This window comes from Wohlfahrtiimonas chitiniclastica (assembly GCF_002252325.1).
Taxonomy (GTDB): domain Bacteria; phylum Pseudomonadota; class Gammaproteobacteria; order Cardiobacteriales; family Wohlfahrtiimonadaceae; genus Wohlfahrtiimonas; species Wohlfahrtiimonas chitiniclastica.
Window position 1 is genome coordinate 826,653 of the sequence record NZ_NEFL01000001.1, and the last position, 20,523, is coordinate 847,175.

The 20,523-nt window shown below is 44.6% G+C and carries 10 protein-coding genes; 5 read left to right on the plus strand and 5 right to left on the minus strand.

All coding sequences use genetic code 11. The features are described 5' to 3' along the window. Positions 1-225: 225 nt before the first annotated feature. Positions 226-1,278 (plus strand): AEC family transporter, encoded by a 1,053-nt coding sequence (locus tag B9T10_RS03930; RefSeq protein WP_063455102.1) that lies wholly within the window; start codon positions 226-228, stop codon positions 1,276-1,278. A 23-nt stretch (positions 1,279-1,301) separates the two neighbouring features. After that, positions 1,302-2,303 (plus strand): 2-hydroxyacid dehydrogenase, encoded by a 1,002-nt coding sequence (locus B9T10_RS03935; protein WP_008315177.1) that lies wholly within the window; start codon positions 1,302-1,304, stop codon positions 2,301-2,303. Here B9T10_RS03935 and B9T10_RS03940 read toward each other — a convergent pair. Then, entirely contained in the window at positions 2,300-2,584 is a 285-nt protein-coding gene (locus B9T10_RS03940) for a hypothetical protein (protein ID WP_094537898.1), read from the minus strand. The genes B9T10_RS03935 and B9T10_RS03940 overlap by 4 nt on opposite strands. Positions 2,585-2,680: 96 nt before the next feature. On the opposite strand from B9T10_RS03940, the gene B9T10_RS03945 reads away from it, so the two are divergent. Next, on the plus strand, positions 2,681-3,655 hold the full coding sequence (locus B9T10_RS03945; RefSeq protein WP_063503919.1) for a hypothetical protein: 975 nt from the start codon (positions 2,681-2,683) through the stop codon (positions 3,653-3,655). Positions 3,656-3,711: 56 nt separating this feature from the next. Here B9T10_RS03945 and B9T10_RS03950 read toward each other — a convergent pair whose 3' ends face one another. Then, on the minus strand, positions 3,712-15,150 hold the full coding sequence (locus tag B9T10_RS03950; RefSeq protein ID WP_094537900.1) for an autotransporter outer membrane beta-barrel domain-containing protein: 11,439 nt from the start codon (positions 15,148-15,150) through the stop codon (positions 3,712-3,714). 201 nt (positions 15,151-15,351) lie between these two features. Between B9T10_RS03950 and B9T10_RS03955 the strand changes: the two genes are divergently transcribed. After that, on the plus strand, positions 15,352-16,635 hold the full coding sequence (locus tag B9T10_RS03955; protein ID WP_063455106.1) for an NAD(P)/FAD-dependent oxidoreductase: 1,284 nt from the start codon (positions 15,352-15,354) through the stop codon (positions 16,633-16,635). Between the two features lie 58 nt (positions 16,636-16,693). Here the strand turns inward: B9T10_RS03955 and nhaA are convergent, their stop codons facing one another. From nhaA to B9T10_RS03970, 3 genes are all read right to left on the minus strand, one after another. After that, a complete protein-coding gene (nhaA, locus tag B9T10_RS03960) occupies positions 16,694-17,845 on the minus strand; it encodes a Na+/H+ antiporter NhaA (protein ID WP_008315184.1) in 1,152 nt (383 codons plus the stop codon). A gap of 145 nt (positions 17,846-17,990) precedes the next feature. Then, the gene (ypfJ, locus tag B9T10_RS03965) at positions 17,991-18,845 is read right to left on the minus strand and encodes a KPN_02809 family neutral zinc metallopeptidase (protein ID WP_063455107.1); all 855 of its coding nucleotides are present in this window, start codon (positions 18,843-18,845) and stop codon (positions 17,991-17,993) included. A gap of 68 nt (positions 18,846-18,913) precedes the next feature. Next, positions 18,914-19,762: a sulfurtransferase gene (locus B9T10_RS03970; RefSeq protein ID WP_094537902.1), complete on the minus strand. Its 849-nt coding sequence runs from the start codon at positions 19,760-19,762 to the stop codon at positions 18,914-18,916. Between the two features lie 73 nt (positions 19,763-19,835). Here B9T10_RS03970 and B9T10_RS03975 point away from each other — a divergent pair, with 73 nt between their 5' ends. Then, a complete protein-coding gene (locus B9T10_RS03975) occupies positions 19,836-20,480 on the plus strand; it encodes an epoxyqueuosine reductase QueH (RefSeq protein WP_008315187.1) in 645 nt (214 codons plus the stop codon). The last annotated feature ends 43 nt before the right edge of the window (positions 20,481-20,523 follow it).

Consider the following 20,523-nt stretch of genomic DNA (forward strand, 5'->3'; position numbering starts at 1 on the left):
TATATTAATCTAAACCTTTGCGCGGATGTGTCAATCCTTGCCCATAAAATAATTCACCCGCACATGGCAAATTTAATAAATAAATTAATTTAGACTGGCATTTTATTTATTATTATATAGACTATGTTGCGTTATTAATATTATAGATAATAATTATGATTAGAATTATCTATATAAAATCTGGCCAAACATAGACTCTGTCGATCAATAAGAGGGCACATTCAAATGGAAATTTTAGCATTGCTGCACAAAACCTTAAGCAATACTGCCATGATTGGTGCGATATTCTCCACCATTTCGATCATTGGTCTTGGCTACTATTTTAGAAAAACGGGCATCTTTAACAATCAAGTGGGTAAGATCCTCTCTTCTGTGGTTTTAACAGCAGCCCTGCCCGCTTTGGCGTTCACCTCCTTCATGCAGGACAATGACCCACAGAAAATGGCCGATGGCATGACACTCTTAGTCTTTGGCTTTGTGATCTACATTGTTTTGATCATTTTAAGCAAATTCTTTTATTTTAAATATGTGGGCGATGAACAAACGGCACTTCGTAACTTGAGCATCTTTGGCTCGACCACATTTTTCAGTACACCCATTATCAGCAGCCTTTTTGGTCCTGTGGGCGTGATGCTGAGCTCTATTTTTAACATCAGTTATCGCGTGTTCCTCTACTCATATGGCTACATTCAAATGAGTGGCTTGAAAATGAGCAGTAAAAACATCAAAGAGATGTTCTTAAATCCGATTGTAATCGCAACCTTCGCGGGTTTATTCATCTGGGCATTTCAAAACTCATTACCCCAAGTGGATGTGACCACAAGTGGCGGCGCTGTGAAGCAATATGCCTTCCTTCGCATCGATCAAACGGCACCTTGGTTACAACAAGCCATGAAATATTTGGCAGGGCTTGCCTCCCCATTGGCATGGTTATCCATTGGTGCAACCCTTGGTCAAATCAACTTAAAACAGGCTGCGGAAAACAAAACCACATGGTATTACAGCTTCATTAAAGTTGTCTTGATTCCTGCACTCATTTTAGTGGTGTTATTGTTCCTCCATGGCACAGGCGTGATGCCAATGAGCTATGATGTGATCGCCGTTGTGGTGCTCATGATGATGGCGCCTGCTGCAACTGTGGTGACCACTTATGCCATCAGCTTTGATCGCGAGGCACTCCTTGCCTCAAACAGCTCATTGATCTCCACCATTTTAGCGGTGATCTTCATCCCGATCTGGATCGTGGTGCTTGAGCTTGTTCAACACTATTTCTTTTAACTCACGAATCATAGGTGACTGATATGTTTAAAATTGCATGCTATGGCGTTAGACACAATGAAGTTGAGTACTTTAACAAACTCAATAAATACAATTATGACTTAACGCTCATTCCCGACTTATTGCGCCATGATAACGTGAGCACCGCAGAACATCATGATGCGGTTCTATTGCGCGGCAACTCTGTGGCGGACAAACAAAACCTTGATGCGTTGCACAGTTATGGCATTAAATATGTCTTTACACGCACCGTGGGTTTTAACCACATTGATGTGGAATATGCCCGATCCCTTGGCATTCGCATGGCACGCGTGCCTTCCTATTCACCGACGGCAATTGCAGAGCTTTCCGTCACACTTGCGATGATGCTCCTTCGTAAAACGGCCTATATGACGGTGAAATCTGCCTATCGTGACTTCATCATTGATGATGAGATGTTCACGCGTGAAATCCATAACTGTACTGTGGGCATCATCGGACTTGGGAAAATTGGGCTCGCTGAAGCTAAACTCTTTCACGGTTTAGGTGCGCGCGTGATTGGCTATGACATTTTTGAGTCCGAAAAAGCCAAAGAGTTTGTGGAATTTATGACGCTCGATGAATTATTGCCCCAAAGCGACATCATCAGCCTGCATGTGCCGTATGTACCGGGACAAAATGAAAAATTCGTCAATGCAGAATTCATCGGCAAAATGAAGCAAGATGCCATTTTAGTCAATACTGCACGCGGCGAGATTCAAGACAATGAAGCGGTGCTTGCCGCCCTTGAGAGCAAAAAACTCAGCGGCTTTGCCACCGATGTCTTCTCAAATGAAGCAGAATTTTTCCAACGCAAATTCATGCCTTGGCAAACTGTTCCTGATGGCACGGTACAAAAACTCATTGAACTTTTCCCGCGCGTTCTTGTGACCCCACATGTGGGCTCAAATACAGAAGAAGCGCTGTCAAACATGGTGGAAACCAGTTATGAAAACTTCCATGAAATGCTCACGCGCGGTGCTTGCATCAATGAGATTTGCCCTTAATTAACAATCCTGTGTTCTACTCGTTCCTTACCCCTCTTTGCACCATCTTGTGATGGTGCTTTTTTTTGCCATTTTTCAAGATACGTTAAAATGCGCGCCGTATAACGCACGGGAAACACCATTTTTGTATACTCTAAATGAAAACGCCCATGATAACGGCGACGCATGTCCATCAACAATTCGACCGTATCATCATTCATCATTGCCTCAATGCAAAGGCTGCCTTCTGCTAAAGTGTGTACCGTTAAACGTGTATTGTGAATGTGATAATGCTGTTGCATAAAATACCTCCATTGATTGAATGGATCGATTGTGACAAGTATCATGAGGCGAAAACAGACCATAACCCAGTATGTAACCGGGTAAGGAGAGTATAAATGACTGAATCTATTGAAACCATTGAGGCACTTTATGCCATCTTACAGACCCATAAATCCCTAAAAAAGACGGATCATTGTCTGCGTTATTTGTGTGAATGCACCCTCAATGCCCATCAAAAAGGGGAAGAATTTCATGGATTATCGCGCCATACGATGAAGGCGGACTATGATGATTCAAAGGGAATTGCGGACTATGTGCCCCCGGCTAATCTCAATAAATGGATCAATCAAAGCATGCTCAATCAGCAATGCGAACGCATTGTTTTACAAAATCGTGCAGTGTTTGAAAACATTGGGTATGTGCCATCCATTGAAGGCACCAACCCACAAGGCGGCAAAGGCAATGAAAATTTGATGTACATTGACATCCAACCGATTGCCAAAGAAACCCCGCCTGAAGAGATGGACCCCACATCGATCCGCTACCACAGAACACCTCCTGCCAATATTAAAATTGCATGGTACATGCGCCCTTTCATGCATCAAGGCACCTTTAGAAATCGTAGCCTTCGCGGCATGAGTTTTTATCTCATGTGGTTTTTATTGACATTGATGGCTCTAGCAGGACTCCTCATCATCATTGTGGGCGTTGCCCTTAAAACGGATCATCTCACCCTATGGCAGCTGCTCTATCTCTCAATACCAATGGGCTATTTTTATTTGGTGATGCGTTATGTGACACTGCCCCTATTTCGGTTGCCAGAATATCGCATTTTAAAGGCGCCGCCGTGGATGATCGCCATGAATCAATCTGCTGCTGAAATCGAAATGCACCGCGATGAACATTCACAAATCACAAGTTTGACACAATTCATTGGTGAATGTCCCATTTGCAGTGCTCAAGTGACATTGCGTGAAGGTTGGAAAGATCAGCGTTTACCATTGGTGGGCCGCTGTAGTGAAAGTCCGTTTGATCATGTGTATAGTTTTGATCGCGTTGAGATGACAGGCCGTTTATTAACACGCCGTTGATCAAATATCCCGCTCATAAAAAAAAGCGCCCGAAGGCGCTTTTTAATGCTGTTCACTTAGAAGTTATAACGCACCCCTAAAGTCACTTTTGTGTCGTGATAGCTGTTTGAACCTGCGCGGTAACCCACATCACCCCAAACACTTAAGTTCTTCTGCACTTGGCCTTCAATACCGAGCTTCATTTCACCTAAGTTGCGTGAGCCATGTTGATCCACTCGAATACCATCAAAGCTTGCATAAAACGGTTTTGAATTGTGATAGTAATTCAATTCCATATAAGGCGTCACAACATTGCCATTGTCCAAAGTTTTCTCCATGAATAAGCGAGCCCCTAAACGCGTTTCAATGTTGTTTTTACTGCCTGTGATGCGCGTGCCTGTGGAATCTGTGATGTCGTTCATCTTCGCCCCCATCCACGTCACTTGCGCTTGTGGTTGTAGGTAAAGCTGATCCGTCAATTCGAAGGTGTAACCGCCTTCTAATGAGGCAATGAAACCTTTGGTTTTCATCTTCTCGCTACTGATTTGATCACCGGTCACATTGTTGTCAAAGTAAACATATTGCACTGAGCCATCAAGGTAGAAGCCTTGCGTCAATTGATCGCCGAATGTCGCATAAATCCCCAAGCCATAACCATCGCTGCTGCCTTTAGAGTTTAAGCCATTGTGTTGCTGTTGACTCTTGATTTTGCTGTGACCATATGCCCCAAAGACACCCACTTTAATCGGCTGATCATCCATCGTTGTGCGAAGGATGTCACCACCGATCATCATACGATAACTGTCAATCGTGGTGCGGTTGTGTTTGCCATTGTCATAGAATTGACTGAACTGGCCGCCCACCAATGTCCAAATGCGGCTATCTTCTGACAAATAGTTACGTTCAGATAATTTGTGGTTGAACAACGTATTCGCCACATTTAAGCCACCGACATACACACCTGTTTCAGGACGGCGACTTGCATCATCCGCAGCCGTCACTAACCACCAGTTACCATCGCTGCCTTTTTCTAAGTGATAGTCAAAGGCACCGCGCACCGCACGGCCTTCTTGTGTGAGGACCATGGTATTGGTTTTGCCGCCAATGCTCACCACTTCAACTTTCTGCGTACCATCCGCTAATTGCGTCAATGGTGCACCGTGCATATCATCCACTTTAAGGCCACTTTCACCTTCCGCATTACCGGTGATGATTAAACGACCGGCCAATTCACCGTCACTGGCGATGTGAATGAGGCTGCCTTTTTCAGCTTTAAAGTTGCCTTGCACTGTAAAGTTGCCCATCGGTTGATCCGCTTGATGATTCACCGTGCTGCCCACATCTAAATGGCCTTTTAAGAGCACATCACCATTAACTGTACCATAACCGCCCATGCCAGCATTTTGATCCACGGTGACCAATGCCGTGCCATTACCATAGACTGCATCTTTCTCAATGTTGAGATAACCATTTTTCACCCATGTATGACTACCAAACTGATCATGATTACCTTGTACGCGAATTTGCATATCTTGAGCACCATCGATCACCAATGTACCACCATTGCCTTTCATGGTGTCGCCAAGTAACGTGCTCGATTTACGTACTGTCAATTCACCACCATTGATGCTGAGTGCTGAATCTGAAGCCACATTCAATTGATCCACCGTTTGCTTCATGCCATTGAGATCAAATAGACCTTTGTTGTCAATCGTGAGATTGCCTTGCGTACCAAACACTTGATTCATGCCCGCAGTGATGCTTGTGCCATCAATCATGGTATCGCCCGCATAAGTATTCAAATTGCCAGAGAGCGTGATGCCTTCGCTGCCTTTAAAGATGAAGCCACCTTCACCTTTAAGCTCCGCACGTAGATCACGGCTATCTGTGGTTGTATTGCTTACATCCGATAAAACCACCACATTTTTGTCTTTAAAGGCTTCAATTTCATCTAAACCATAATTTAAATGAATGCCTTTGTCATCCGTACGCAAGCCATTAAAGCCATAGAATGCTTCGCCGGCACCACCTTGGATCACAGCAGAGCTCTGTTTGACATCTTTAGATTCGATGAGATTGCCATTCATATCCGCTAAGAAAATGCCCTCATAATCCGTCACTTGATCACCCTTCGCATCTTTAGTGACCACTTTGCCTGAAATCAAGGTTTCACCAGTCATGCCAAACTGTTGATCTAAGAATGACGTCTTTTGATCCACCTGATCAGCATCAATGCCATGTTTTTCCACCGTGGCTTGATCCACTTTCAATAAGTTCTGATCGCCCACCAATGTGATGGTGTCAGATACAGTTAAATGGTTAGAACGGTTGCCACCACTCTCTTTTTGTAGTGTCATCGCTCCCTGATTAAAGGTGAGGTTTTTCAATGTTTGTCCATCAAGCGTTAAGTTCGCTTCACCACCCGCTAAATTCACATGGGCTTGATCAAGCACGCTAAAGCCCGTTTGATCAAGGGCAAGTTCACCACCTTTGACAGCAAATTCACCGGTAAAGTCCTTTGCACCCACATTTTTAAGGGTAATGGCGCCGTTGGCATCGACAGACACGGTACCTGCACCAGACAATGCATAATTGACATCATACGGTGCATCGGTTTGAATGTTCCACGAGCCTTGATCTGCCACACTCACTGTGCCATTAAAGGCATCATGCTGACCTTTCACCGCCACTTGACCGGTGGGCGTCACATTGATCTTCCCACTGCCAGCGATTGTGTTCAACAAATCACCTTGACCGGCAATGTTCACCACAGCTTTATCCGTCAAATTCAATTGACCATGACCTAAACCTTGTGTCTGATTTAAATTCACCGAGGCATCATCTACATTGACCGTTGCCGCAAACTCTTTGTTGATGCTCTCAACATTCACCGTGCCTTTAGCAATGTTCAATGTTGCTGCTTGATCCCCGAGCAATGCACCTTTAATGTCTGAGGTTTGTTGATCATTTAACGTGAATGTGCCTGCGTTTAATTCAAGACGCGCACCTTCATCAATCACCAACTGATCCACTGTTTGCGCGTGACCATTGAGATAAAATTGTCCTTGATTCACCAAATTCAAGGCACCTTTTTCCCCAAAGACATGATCTGCGCCTGCAGTGACAGTGGCGCCATCAATCACCGTGTTACCTGTGTAGCTGTTTTTGCCATTAGAGACTTCAATGCCAAGATTGCCTTTGAAGGTAAAATCACCCTGACCAATCAATTCAGCCGATAAATTGCGTGACTCAGTGGTGACATTCGTTGTGCTCGACAACACTGCCACATTTTTACCTTGATAGGCTTCAATCACAGATAAGCCATAATTCAAATGAATGCCTTGATCATCTGTGCGTAAGCCATTGAAACCATAAAATGCTTGACCGGCACCTTCTTGAATTGTCACCGCGCTTTTTGCCACTGCATCATTATCAACGCGTTGGCCTTGCAAATCTGCTAAATGGATCTGTGCATCACCTTGTTTCACCACTTGACCTTTGATCAACGTTTCACCGATGAAACCCTCTTGCTGATCTAAAAATGAGAGCGATGTGTCCACTTTTTGATCAAACTCGGTTTTTTCTAATTTCGTGGGATCAACACGCAAGCTGTTATCCTGACCTTCAAGTGTCACTAAACCTGTGACATTCAAATGGTTCACACGATCATTCGTGTCTTTAGTTTGCAACGTCATCGAACCTTGATTGAAGGTTAAGTTTTTCAATGATTGATCATCTAATTGAAGCGATGCATCACCCCCAACTAAACTCACACTTGCATTTGTTAAGACATCAAAACCTGTTTGATCAAGAGCAAGTTCACCGCCTTTTACAGCAAATTCACCGGTAAAGTCGTTTGCACCCGCATTTTTAAGGGTAATGGCGCCACTAGCATCCACAGACACGGTGCCCACACCTGACAATGCATAATTAAGATCATACGGTGCATCAGTTGTGATGTTCCAAGCCGATTGATCGGCTAATGTCACCGTACCCGTTAAAGCGCCATGTTCGCCTTTGACATTTAAATCACTGCCTTTGCCAAGCGCCACCGTGCCTGTACCACCGATGACATTATTTACATCGCCTTTGACGCCATCATTGATGTTCAATGTACCGGCCACATCCACAGTTGCAGTGCCAAGGCTATTGAGCGCTGTCACATTTGCCGTGCCTTTATCTGCAACATTTAAAGCACCTACAAAGCTACTGTTATCTTTGTGTAGTGTTACGCCATCCGCTGCGATGTTTAATGTGCCTTTGCCGGCAATCGTATTGTTTAAATCACCTGCACCCTTAAGGGTCAATGCACTCTCATCATTGAGGGTCACATTGCCTTGCCCTAAACCATCGACTTTCGCTAAGGTCACTGCGGATTGATTATTTAAAGTCACCGCAGCATTTAAACTGCCATTACTGGCGTTGATGGCAACTTTGCCGTGATCAATTGTCAATTGAGAATCTTTACGACCAAGCAATGCCCCATCAATCGTGGAATTTTGATCTTTTGTTAACGTTAAATGACCACCATTAAGATCCACCACACTTAGTTGATCCACATTCAATGCATCCACTGATTGCTTCATGCCTGCTAAATCAAAAGTGGATTGACCTTTTAAGGTTAAATCACCTTGTTGGCCAAACACATTGTCCATGCCCGCGGTGATCACTGTGTCATCAATAATCGTGTTGCCTGTGTATGTATTCGGGTTGCCCGATAAGGTAATGCCTTGATCACCCGTAAAGGTAAAGCCACCTTTGCCCACCAATTCCACACGTAAGTCACGGCTGTTTGTGGTCACATTGCTTTGATCGGATTTGACCGTCACCACTTTGCCATCATAGGCCTGAATTTCATCTAAACCATAGTTTAAATGAATGCCTTTATCATCGGTGCGCAATCCATTGAAGCCATAATATGCTTCACCAGCGCCGTTTTGGATCTCAATGGTGCTTTGACCCACATCTTTTGATTCAATGATTTTGCCATCGCGATCCCGTAAGAAAATGGCTTCAAAGTCATCAATCGGATTGCCGGCATTGTCTTTGGTCACCACTTTACCAAACACCAATGTTTCCCCAACAAAGCCCTCTTGCTGATCTAAGAACGAGGTGGTTTGATCCACTTGCCCTGCGCTCGCATCGGTCACATGCTTATCCACTGTATTTTTATCCACCACGATGGCATTTTTATCACCAATCAAAGTGATGGTATCGGTCACTTTAAGGTGATTGGATGCATTTGGGTCTTTTGGATCTAACGACAATGTTCCCTCATGAATCACCAAATTGTCCACATGCTGGCCATCGAGTGTCACCGTCGCCGCCCCGCCCGTTAGATTTAAACTCGCATTATTTAAAACATCAAAGGCGGTTTGATCGAGCTGTGCATTGCCGCCTTTCACGGTAAAGTTACCTGTAAAGTCTTTCGCACCCACATTTTTAAGGGCAATGTCACCTTTGGCATCCACAGAAACGGTACCGGTGCCGGATAAAGCATAATTGACATCATACGGTGCATCACTGCTCACATTCCATGTGGCTTCATCACCGGTAGTGAGTGTGCCTGTAAAGCCGCTGTGCTCACCTTTGACGTTGATTTGATTATCTGTCAACGTGATTTGACCCGCGCCAGTAATGCCATTATTAAGATCACCATTGACATTGTCATTAAACGTCAAGTGACCGTCCACGCCTAGTGCACCACTGCCAAGATTATTCATGGCCGTGACATTTGCGGTGGCAGTTTTTGCAATGGTGATTTGGCCAGATAATGCACTGTTATCACCCGTCAATGTTGTGTCACCTTGATTAAGGTTCAATGCTGTTGTTTGATCACCCGTAATGGCATTGGCCAATGTACCGCCACCATTGACATTCACAGTATTGCCACCCTTTAACACCAGCTGACCTTTACCTAAGCCATCTGCCGTGGTCAGATCGGCATTCACAGCCTTGCCAAGGGAAATATCTGCGGCCAAATCTGCATTGCTTGAGCCGACAGTCACTGAGCCTTGCTCAACCGTCACACTTGAACCCGCCTCACCCGTTAAGTGACCGGTGATCTCATTTTTCTGATCCCCCGTTAACGTCAATGCCCCTTTGCCAAGCGCAAATGTTGAGCCGCCAGAGACGGTTAAGGCCTCTGCCGTTTGCGCATGACCATTTAAATTTACCGTGCTTTGGCCATTGAGGATCAAGGCACCCTTGTCACCAAACACATGATCCGCACCCGCTGTCACAGTGGCATCGTTAAAAATGCTGTCACCCGCGTAATCATTGTTCTCATTACTCACGGTGATGGCAGGCTGCCCTGTAAACGTAAAGCCACCTTCACCTGTGAGCAACACAAACATATTGCTTTCTTTTGTGCCAGTGCTGTCAATGGTGACGGCTTGATCTTGATGGGCAGATAGCGTTGTCAGACCATAACCAGCATGAATGCCCACATCATCGGCCACTAAGCGGCTGTAATCATAAAATGCATCGCCGTGGGTCTCTTGTCCAATGATGGCTTGTTTGACCGCATTGACATTGCTCACCACATCACCTGCAGCATCCACCAGCGTTAAGCCCTCTTTATGACCAGAGGTTTGACCCGCTGCAAACAACTCACCTAAGGTGATGTTATTTTGCTGATCTAACAATGTATCTGTGTTGGCATTCTGATGTGCTGCAAAGTGACCTAACAAACTTTTATCTTTGATTTCAATTTTATTATCACCCGTGAGCACAATGCCATCAGTTGCAGTGATCAAATTAAAATTGTTTTTCAATGGATCATATGTGACGGACAATGTACTGTTGTCTAAACTCAATTGTCCCACCGTTAAATCATTTTCAACAGTACCTTTAGCCGCAGGCAATAGATTGACGGATGCCTCTTTTAACGCATAACCCGCCTTAGTATCGAGTAGCAAATGACCTGATTGCACATTAAATGTTCCCGTGAAGTCTTGGTTCTGCGTGTCATTATTCAGATGAATGTCACCTGCTGTGCCCACTGTCATCGTGCCATTGCCAGACAATGCATAGTTGATGTTTTGGTCACCTTGAGCCTTCACCACACGCCAATTCGCTTGATCAAGGTTCATCACGCCCGTAAAGCCATCATGATCACCCGTGCCCGTTAAATCACTGCCCGCTAAGTTGATGTGACCTTTGCCTGTCAAGGCATTGGCAAGCGTGCCTTTGACGGTATTCGCTAAATTTAACTCACCCTCCACAGTTAATACACCAGTGCCCACATTTTTCACATCGGTGGCAGACACGCCTGTCCCTTGTGCTATCTGAATGCCACCTGCAAAGCCTGAGTTGTCTGCCATGAGCGCCACATCGCCTTGTGTAACATTCACAGTGTTGCTTTGATCACCCGTCAATGTATTGGCAAATGCACCGCCTTTATTGATGTTCACGGTATTTTTGCCTTGACCCATCGCCAATGTGCCTTTGCCTAAACCATCCGTGTTCGCCAAATTCACCGTGGCATTTTGTCCTAATGTCACAGTTGCATTTAAACCTGCATTGCTTGACTCAACCCTCACTTCACCGGCATTGATGTTGAGTTTCGATTGCCCATTGCCTTCAAGGGTGCCTTCAATCACTGATGCACTGTTTTGTGCCAACGTCAATTCACCTTGGTTTAAGTCAATCACGCCTTGTTGGCCAAGCTGTAGATTATCCACTGATTGCTTCATGCCTGCTAAATCAAAAGTGGATTGCCCTTTTAAGGTTAAATCACCTTGTTGGCCAAACACATTGTCCATGCCCGCGGTGATCACCGTGCCATCAATAATCGTATTGCCTGTGTAGGTATTTGGGTTGCCTGATAAGGTAATGCCTTGATCACCCGTAAAGGTAAAGCCACCTTTACCCACCAATTCCACGCGTAAGTCACGGCTGTTTGTGGTCACGTTGCTTTGGTCAGATTTGACCGTCACCACTTTGCCATCATAAGCCTGAATTTCATCTAAACCATAGTTTAAATGAATGCCTTTATCATCGGTGCGCAATCCATTGAAGCCATAATATGCTTCACCGGCGCCATTTTGGATCTCAACGGTACTTTGTCCCACATCTTTTGCTTCAATGAGTTGACCATTGCGATCCCGTAAGAAAATGGCTTCAAAGTCATCAATCGGGTTGCCGGCATTGTCTTTGGTTACGACTTTACCAGACACCAATGTTTCACCAACAAAGCCCTCTTGCTGATCTAAGAACGAGGTGGTTTGATCCACTTGCCCTGCGCTCGCATCGGTCACATGCTTATCCACTGTATCTTTATCCACCATGATGGCATTTTTATCCCCAATCAAAGTGATGGTATCGGTCACTTTAAGGTGATTGGATGCATTTGGGTCTTTTGGATCTAACGACAATGTTCCCTCATGAATCACCAAATTGTCCACATGTTGGCCATCGACGGTCACCGTCGCCGCCCCGCCCGTTAGATTTAAACTCGCATGAGTTAAAACATCAAAGGCGGTTTGATCAAGCTGTGCATTGCCGCCCTTCACAGTAAAGTTACCTGTAAAGTCTTTTGCACCCACATTTTTAAGGGCAATGTCACCTTTGGCATCCACAGAAATGGTACCGGTACCGGATAAAGCATAATTGACATCATACGGTGCATCGGTTTGAATGTTCCATGCTGCTTGATCGCCCGTTTTTAATGTACCTGTAAAGCCATCATGTTCGCCTTTAACGTTCAACTGATTGTCCGTTAAAGTGATTTGACCATCACCGCTGAAGCCATTATTGAGATCACCCTTGATGCCATCGGCAAAGTTTAACTTGCCTTCAATCTCTAAAGCACCTGTGCCTAGATTATTCATGGCGGTCACATTCGCCGCTGCAGGTTTTTCAATGCTGATTTTCCCCGCAAATTGACTGTTATCGCCTTTTAACGTCACATCACCTGTATTGAGCGCTAAAGTATTGGTATTGTCACCAGTCAATGCATTGGCTAATGTCCCGCCGCCATTGACATTGACAATATTGCCACCTTGAAGTGTGACATTGCCTTTGCCTAAACCATCGGCTTTGGCAAGAGCCGCCGTGACTTTGTTGCCTAACGTTACGTTAGTCGCCAATTCACCATTGCTTGCGCCCACTTTGAGGGTGCCTTGTTGTACATTCAATGCTGATTGATTCGTGCCATTCAATTGCCCATCCATCTCATGGATTTGATTTCCGGTTAAATTCAATGTCCCTGAGTTAAGGTTCAATTGTGTATGATTGCTTGCTGTTACTCCCGCCACACTTTGTGTGTGTGTGCCTAAATCTAATTGAGCTTGATCAGATAGCGTCAATACACCTTTTTGACCAAGGGCTTGATCCACGCCAAGCGCCACTTTTGCATCATTCGTTAATGCCGTCGCGCCTTCATAATCATTCGTTGGCCCGGTCACTGTCACTAAGGGTGCACCGGTAAAGGTAAAGCCACCTTTGCCCGTCAATTGTACAAAGAGTTTTTGCTCACTTGCCCCTGTACTATCAATGGTCACAGATTGGTTATCATTGGCAGACAGTGCTTTTAAACCATAACCCGCATGTAAACCGGTGTCATCTGCCACCACTTTTTGATAACCGTAAACACCTTGCCCCTTCGCTTCTTGACCCACGATGTCTTTTTTGATGTTCATGGCATTAATATCGCCACTGTTGGCCACTAATGTCACATCATCACGATCTCCTGAAGTTTTACCTGCGGCAAAGGTTTCCCCTAAAGTCACTTGATTTTGTTGATCTAATAAAGTGCCCGTGGGCTTCATTTGATCAATGGCAGATTGTTGACCCAATAAATTGGCATTGTCAATCACAATGGTGTTTTTACCCGTCAAGGTGATGCCATTTTTCGCAGTCAATAAATTAAATGCCGTGCCGTTATTTAGCACATGCAATTTAGCATTTTGTAATCCTAAGCTGCCCACAGAGACATTGTCATCCACCCGCCCTGTACCATTTGGCAAAATGCCAAGATACGCATTGCCCAATGCATTTTCACTCAATGAGTCTAATTTTAAAATGCCGCGCTCTACCGTGAATTTACCCGTAAAATCTTGATTTTTGGTTTCATTTTTAAAGGTAATCATTTGATTTTGATTACCGGCACTGATGTTAACATTCCCTGTGCCTTGCAAACGATAACGGAAATCATAGTTATAGAGTTTTTGAAGATTCCAAGTGGAATCTTCAGAGCCCACCACCACCAAGCCATTTAATGAGCTGTGGTTACCCGTCACTTTAATGTTATTTTTACCCACATTGATGGTGCCCGCGCCGATTAAATTACTGTTGAGCTCAGTGACGGTGCCATCAACAAAGGTTAATGTCGCATTCTCAAGGTTGTAAAGATCATTGTTTGTCCCTAACCCTTTATTGACACTCACCAATGCAGAATGACCAGAGGTAATGGTCACTGGGCCTATAAAATCAGGTTGTGCATGCTCAAAACTGTTGTTTGCTTTGATGTATAAATTACCATTGCCAATCAAAGTATTGAGAAAACGCCCATCGGCAAAAGTTTGCACCACCGCTTTTGAATTGGTCAAATACATCTTTTCAGAGCCAAAGGCATCTAATTTATATAGATTCACTGTCGCACTGGCATTTTGCCCACTTTGTATCCCAACGGTGAATTTTGCATTAAAGTCAGGGTTAGAGGTGTAAGCCTTCATCACGCCACTTAAGTTATAAAAACCCGTGCCATCTGTAATGAGGCGTAAGTTATCGCTTGACTCTTTGGTAATCTCACCATAACCATTATTGAACACGCCACCATTGGTGATCTTAATGTACCCTTTTTGATCGCGAGGTGAATCAACAGAGATATAGTTATTAGTAAAAATGTCTGTACTCCAAACATTGAACACCGAGCCATTACTCACTTCAATGCCGCCGTTACTACCGACATATAGATATTGACCAGATAATTGACTGTTGTCGATCTGAACAATATATTGCGCGCCATTTGGCAGCTGAGATGTGGGACCAACATAAATCCACTCTTTAAAGGTCACATCACTATTGTTAATGATTTTTGTATAATACGTTGCTGGATTTTCAGGCGTTACGCCTGAGTTGTCATAACCTGTATAAAAGCGCCCATTGACCAAAAGCTTACTGTTATCAATCGTCCAACTGGTTGTTTCGGCTTTGCCCCCATTATTGATCCATTTAATCTCTTTTTCATCCGGATCACTCGAGGAGAAATTTAATGTATAGGTTTTATCTTTCGTCAAAATGGACTCTGTTGTGTAATAAAAGGCACGCTTTGCAGATGTCCCACTGTCTTGACCATTATTGAGTAAATCTTTTAAGCTGTCGGCCTGCGCACCACCAAGGGCTGTTGAAAGCAACAATAAAATGCTCGCTGCGATCTTAGTGCGTTTAAATGTGCGTGCGCCCTCTGTCACGACGCTGCTGCCCATACCGCCCGAATGTTTGGCATATTCTGACGCCACCACCAACATGTTTAAAGACTGACTCCAAACAACTTTAAAAATATTATTCATAATGCATGACCCTTTTCATTAAGTGGTACTATTTTTTTGATGTATTCGAAAGCATATTAAAATATCAAATACAGTTTCTTAAAACTCATATAATTTTTAAATTCCCATGATACTTATACCATGTTATTATTAAAATAATTAAACTAATATTATAATTATATTATTTAATTTATTCATCACTGATCACACAAGGAGTCTTTTATGCAAAAGAAAGTTGTTGTTTTAGGTGGTAACTTTGCAGGCCTTGGCGCTGCACAAAAAATCAAAGAATACTCAAAAGATGATGTGGCCATTACTGTCATTGATCGAAAATCTTATCTATTGTATGTGCCAAATATCCCTGCTGAAGTCTTAGAAAATCGCAATCCTGAGCTTTCCCTCACGATGGACATTCGTAAAGTGCTCCACAAAGAACACATGGATTTCATTCAAGCGGAGATCACTCAAGTCGATCCTGTCAAACAAACCGTCACAATCACGCCGAATGAACGCCCCGGCGCTGAGCCACAAATCATTGATTACGATTATTTAGTCATCGCCGTTGGGGCAAAGCTTGCCTATGATCACATCGAAGGTTTTGCAGAATATGGCGATACGGTGTCTGACTTTTATCATGGCAACAAATTGCGCAAAAAACTCCATGATGGCACCTACAAAGGCGGCCCAATCGTGGTGACTTCTGCCCGCTTCCATCAAGGCGATGGCGCAGATGGCTTAGCGCCTTATCCAGGCGGATCAATCCCACAAGCGATGGCAGCCTGTGAAGGGCCTCCGGTTGAAATCAGCTTAGGGCTTGCCGATTGGCTTGTGCGCCATAAAATGGGCGATGCCAGCAAGATTTCCCTTGTCACACCCGGTAAAATGATCGCAGAAGATGCCGGTGAAAAAGTCGTCACCGAATTGCTCAATACCGCTGCAAAAATGGGTTTTAAGTACTACAACAATGTAGAAGATGTGGTCAAACTCACGAAAGATTCCATCATTTTTGCCAATGGTTTAGAGCTGCCGGCAGAGCTTAAAATCGTCTTCCCTGATTGGGTGGCGCATGATTTTGTCAAAAACATCGAGCATGTGGCTGACAGCAAAGGCTTTGTGATCACAGATCTTCTGATGCGTAACCCGACTTACAAAAACATCTTTGCAGCGGGCGATTGCGCGGCGGTCACCATGCCAAAATTGGGCGCAATTGGCCATCAGGAAGGTGAAATCATCGGGCGACAAATTGCCTTAGATTTAGGGCACATGAGCGCTGATAAAGCGAATGAGCCTTTAAAACCTGTTGTATTCTGCATTGGGGACATCGGCAGCGGTAAAGGCTTTTACATTCGTTCCGACTCATGGTTTGGCGGCGATACACAAGTGCTGAAAATGGGTCGCATTCCTTATATGCTCAAAATGCAGTATAAAGACATTTTCTTTAACACCGATGGCAAAGTGCCCGTTTGGGGTGAAGAGGTGGCGCGAATTTTGGCAGAGGACTTCTAATCATCACAATCAAAAAGGCAGCCTAAGCTGCCTTTTTTATGTCATTTTTCATGCTTTTTTATGCCGCTTTCACCACAGGATGGAAACGCAAAATCAAGTAGCCTAAAATGCCCGATAAGAACGAGCCGATAAAGACACCAATCTTACTTAAATCTTGCAATTCAGGGGCAGCAAAGGCCAACATGCTGATGAATAAACTCATGGTAAAGCCGATACCGCACAACAATGCCACGCCATACACTTGTAACCATGTGGCACCGGTTGGGCGATTGAATAGACCCAACTTTTCACCGATGAATACAATGCCAAAAATACCGATCTGTTTACCTAAGAATAAGCCCACAGCCACGCCTAACACAACAGGATGTGCCAACATCGATAACTCTAAGCCCGCAAAGGAAACGCCCGCATTCGCTAAACCAAACACCGGAATGATGAGAAAGCTCACCCAATTGGCCAAACCATGCTCCCAAGCCAATAATGGCGTTTCACCTTTTGCATTCTCTTTCACGCCATTTAATGGAATGGTTAAAGCCAACGTCACGCCCGCTAATGTGGCATGAATACCGGATTTTAACACCATGAACCATAAAATCACGCCAAACAAGAGATACAAATAAGGTTGCACCACTTTTGTCTTATTAAGGACCACAAGCGCAATGATGCTCGCTAAAGCGCCTAACAAGTAAATCAAGTTCAATTCACTGGTGTAGAACACTGCAATGATGATGATCGCCGCTAAGTCATCAATGATGGCCAATGCCGTTAAAAACACCTTCAATGACAATGGCACGCGGCTGCCTAACAATGCCACGATCCCAAGCGCAAAGGCAATGTCTGTGGCTGTCGGAATCGCCCAACCATTAAGGGCTGCGCCATCATTTCGGTTAAAGAGATAATAGATCACAGCTGGCATTGCAAGCCCTGCTAACGCGGCTAACCCTGGAAGAATACGCTGAGAATTCGTTGCCAGCTCACCCACCAAAAATTCACGTTTTAATTCAAGGCCCACATACAAAAAGAAGATTGCCATAAAGGCATCATTGATCCAATGTAAAACGGATAAACCTGCCACATAACTTTCTAAGATGGCAAAGTACTGACCAGACAATGGACTGTTGGCAATCACAAGGCCAAGCAGTGCCGAAATCATCAAGACAATGCCGCCTGCCGTGGGTAAAGAAAAAAAGTATTGAATTTTTTTGTACATCTAATCTCCTAAATCGCATTTTAATCAAGCTGCTAATTTACTAGAAAAGTGTTTTAAAAAACAATATTTCCAAAAAAAATATCACAAATGATTTAAACAAACGCAATCAAGCACACCGAAGAATCACGCAATGACTGCATTTTCCTCATTGAAAGGTATTGCACGCGTTGATGTCGCCGGTTTTAAATCCGCGTTCAAACCATGCTTGACGCTGCGCAGATGTACCGTGCGTAAAGCTATCCGGCACCACAGCGCCACCGCTTTGCTTTTGTAAGCGGTCATCCCCAATGGCTTCGGCTGTTTTCATGGCTTTGTCTAAATCACCCATGTCAAGCAAACCACGTTCTTGCACATATTTGCCCCAAATGCCCGCAAAACAGTCTGCTTGCAACTCCATTTTAACGGACAATTGATTGGCCTCTTTTTTGCTTGCACGCTGCTGCAATTGACGCACTTGTTGATTGATGCCCAATAGATTCTGCACATGATGGCCAACCTCATGCGCCACCACATAACCTTGGGCAAAATCGCCGCCGCCACCTAAGCTTTTACGCATGTCATCATAAAAAGAGAGATCAATGTACACTTTATAATCGGCCGGACAATAAAATGGTCCCATCGCCGCTTGACCATAGCCACAGGCAGTGGAGGTTTGTCCTGAATAGATCACAAGTGTGGGTTCTTGATACGTTTTGCCAATCTTTTTAAATTCGCGCTGCCAGAGATCTTCCGTCATGCCCAATGATGTTGATGTAAAATTTGCCATGCGCTCTTCTTCGGGTGAAATATTCGCCGATTGCGCATTCGTTTGCGTGGGCACTTGCCCTTCTAACAATGGCGATAAATCCACGCCATAGTAACCGGCAATCATCACCACAATGAAGAGTACGATGCCCGCTTTACCATTCATCGGAATCGGCAAGCCCCCTAAACTGTTTTGACCACCTGAGCGGCGGCGATCTTCGACATTTTCACTGCGTCTTTCATTTTCCCAGCGCATGTTTGCTCCATCTATTCATTTGATTGAAAGTGTGTATTGTAGATCATTACAGGCAAATGTGAGGATTTCTAATCATCGCCAAGCGCAATTCGATGCAGAGGATTTTTGCACCATTCACTCCATGAACCGGCATACAGCGCCGTTGCCCCAAAGCCTGCATAGGCCATCGCCAATAGATTGTGGCATGCTGATACACCTGAGCCACATTGATGCACAATGGTTTGATCCTGATGATGCTTGAGTAAATGATTGAATGCTTCTGCCAAAATGGCTTTTGGTTTAAATGTGCCATCGCTCTGTAAATTGAGTTCAAAAGGTCGATTGATGGCAGTCGGAATGTGTCCTGCCACAGGATCAAGCGGCTCAATTTCTCCTTTAAAGCGCGCATGACCACGGGCATCAATGATGCAAAGGGGCGGCTGAGGCTGAGAAATCGATGCCATGATGTCATCCGCCGTCACCGTCTGAAAGTCTGAAGGCAATGGCACAATGTCCCCTTGTTGAGGTGCAGCCTCAGGCACAGCTGACACCTCTCCCCCCGCCGCTTGCCATGCGCGTAAACCGCCGTTGAGAACAAAAGTTTGCCCATGGCCTAAATGGTGCAAAATCCACCAAATGTATGCTGCCATCATGGTATTGCCAGCATCGTATACAACCACTGTATCACCTTGATGAATGCCTAAGCGCTGCATCACATGGATCAATTCATCCGTACTTTTTAAGGGATGACGCCCTGATAACGGCGTCACCGCCGTACACACATCCTTTTCTAAATCAATGCGCCGCGCGCCTTTGATGTAACAATGATCCTTTTGCATGGGCTGCATGCTCGATTCTGCCGCTAAAATCACGAGCGATGCCGATGGCATCTGCGCTTTTAACGACTCTACTGAAATGAGGGATGAAATGGCTGACACTTTGACCTCCTTAATGTATTGATTTTATCGAAAAGTATTGTAATCTAACTCATTTTAACCATTGGAGCGCCTCTTGACTGAACTTGTCCGCGACACCTTAACCCTGCCAAACAATGGCCAAAAATTACTGCTCCACTCTTGCTGCGCCCCGTGCTCAGGTGAGGTGATGGAAGCAATGGTGGCTTCTGGCATAGACTTTACCATCTATTTTTATAACCCGAATATCCATCCATTGAAAGAGTATGAAATCCGTAAAGAGGAAAACATTCGCTTTGCTGAAAAATTCAACATCCCTTTCATTGATGCCGATTATGATAAAGACAATTGGTTTGAGCGCGCAAAAGGCATGGAAATGGAACCTGAGCGCGGCATTCGTTGTACCATGTGTTTTGACATGCGCTTTGAGCGTACAGCACTCTATGCTCATGAACATGGCTTTGATGTCATGACAAGTTCCCTTGGCATTTCGCGCTGGAAGAACATGGCACAAATCAATGATTGTGGTGAGCGCGCCGTTGCCCCTTATCCAAACCTCACTTATTGGGATTACAACTGGCGCAAAGGCGGCGGCTCTGCCCGTATGATCGAGATCAGTAAGCGCGAGAGCTTTTATCAACAAGAGTATTGTGGCTGCGCCTATTCACTGCGTGACACCAATAAATTCCGTAAAAGCAAAGGACGCGCCCCGATTAAACTTGGCGTCATGTATTATCAATAAATAAAAATCCCGAGCATTGCTCGGGATTATTTTATGGCTCATC